This is a genomic window from Massilia sp. NBRC 108631 (genome assembly GCF_059704565.1).
This window is the reverse complement of the sequence record NZ_BAAKJE010000286.1, coordinates 1-1,896: the sequence shown is the minus strand read 5'-3', so window position 1 is coordinate 1,896 and position 1,896 is coordinate 1. Positions and strand designations below refer to the sequence as shown.

1 protein-coding gene and 2 tRNA genes are annotated in these 1,896 nt (G+C 65.8%); all 3 read right to left on the bottom strand.

Features of this window, described 5'->3' with window-relative positions; translation table 11 throughout:
- Positions 1–10 precede the first annotated feature (10 nt).
- Positions 11–95, bottom strand: a tRNA-Leu gene (locus AC6H42_RS31170).
- Positions 96–167: 72 nt separating this feature from the next.
- Entirely contained in the window at positions 168–1,694 is a 1,527-nt protein-coding gene (locus AC6H42_RS31165) for a S41 family peptidase (protein WP_057155537.1), read from the bottom strand.
- 116 nt (positions 1,695–1,810) lie between these two features.
- Positions 1,811–1,895 (bottom strand) — tRNA-Leu (locus AC6H42_RS31160).
- Position 1,896: the final 1 nt, after the last annotated feature.

Genomic DNA, 1,896 nt, shown 5'->3' with positions numbered 1-1,896 from the left:
CGGAATTCTGTGGTGCCCACGGAGGGACTCGAACCCCCACACCTTGCGGCACATGGACCTGAACCATGCGCGTCTACCAATTCCGCCACGTGGGCACTGTTACTGCGTTCTCTGCGGCGTTGTTCTGCAACAGAAGGCACGCATAGTAAGGGATGGATGAGCCGCCGTCAAGGGGCGGCTCGCCGGTCCCGCTTCAGCGCGGCCAGGGTTTCCGCGCGCACGGCCGCGTCGTCGTCCAGGTCGGCCTTCAGCACGATGCCCGGCGCGAGCGCCTCGTCGCTGCCGCGCAGGCGGTTGCGCCACACTTTCTGCGGCATCACCAACACATTGCCGCTCGGGAGCCTGGCGCGGCCGACGTCGATGTACAGCGTATCGGCGCCGGTGGTGCGGCCGAGGTGGACGGCGCCGGGAACGCTTAGCACCAGGTCGGCGAAGTCGAGGCAGGCGCTGGCGCAGGACGCGTCCGTCAGCAGCGCCACGGGTCCGCCATAGCGGCGCAGTTTGCCGCCGCGCCGGGCGACTTCCGCGCGCGTGAGCAGGTTGCCGCCGGGCTGTTCCACCCAAGTCTCGCCTTTTGCCCTGGCTTGCTGCACCTGCTTGAGGAAGGCTTCGGACCGCTTCGCCTCCGCGCTGTCCGGGCCGTAGCGCGTGACGAAACCTTGCGTGAACTTGCCGGCGGTCTCCAGCAGCAGGTCGGACACGCGCCATTGCGCGTAAGTGCGTGGCAGCTTGTCGAGATCCTGCTTGTCGTAGTCGAGTCCGCCGGTGGCGGCGGTGAAGATCTTGTCGCCGATGACGCTGCTGCCGCCGCCATTGCCGCGCACGTCGAACACCATCAGGCGCACGCCCTGCAGTGTGCCCAGGTCAGCCAGCATGGCGTCGAACTCGGCGATCTGCTCCTTGGACGGCAGCGCGTTGAAATTGGCCGCGCTGATCCACAGTACGCCGTCCTCGAAGCTGAATTTGTTGCTGCGCCGCTGCTGCTGCGGGCTTTTTGGCGGCGCTTTCTCCCATGGCTGGAAGTAGCGCTGCATGGGGATGCCCTGATAGGTGATGGGCATGTCCAGCACGGCGCCCTGGGCGGTACGGAACTGGCAGCGCTTCAGTTGCAGGTCGGGCAGGGCGGGAACGGTCAGCGCGCCAGCCAGGTGTTCGGCCAATTTGCCGTTGCTGCGGCGCTCGATATAGGGTGCGACGTCTTCGGCGAGAATGGCGTCCACCTCGCGGCCGTCGCATCGCAGCAGTTGGGCGCCCAGCGGCGGCAATGGCGCCGGCCAGTCCTTCAAGTGCGCATCCACCACGTAGTCGCTGCCTTGCTTGCGCAGCCGCCAGCCGTTGACCAGCATGGGATAATCGCGCCGCGCATTGTCCGAGTAAATCAAGTGGCCGTCGCGGAAACCGCTGACGTAGTAGCGCGCCGCCGCCATCATGGAATCGTAGCTGTTCACCCTGGGAATTAGCTGCAGCGCTTCGCGGTAGCCTTGTTCGGCCCAGACCCTGAAGCCGGGATTGAGCTCGTCAATGCTGCCGGGATGCGCGGTCAGGATGAGCTGGTGCACCGCCTCGATATCGGCCCTGGCGGCGGCCTGCCAGTCCGCAGCGGTCTTGCCGGCGGCGCCGGCAGTGGCCGGAAGCAGCGTCAGCAGCAGGGCGGGCAGCAGTGCGCGGCGGGCGCGCAGGAGAGGCAGCAGCATGGGCTTCCTTATTGTCAAATAAGTAAGCATACTATGCCGTTATATGTGCGGGAGTCAACAAATGCCGCGCGCAATGAGAAAAGGCCTCCCGAAGGAGGCCTTTTCTGCGGAATTCTTGGTGCCCACGGAGGGACTCGAACCCCCACACCTTGCGGCACATGGACCTGAACCATGCGCGTCTACCAATTCCGCCACGTGGGCA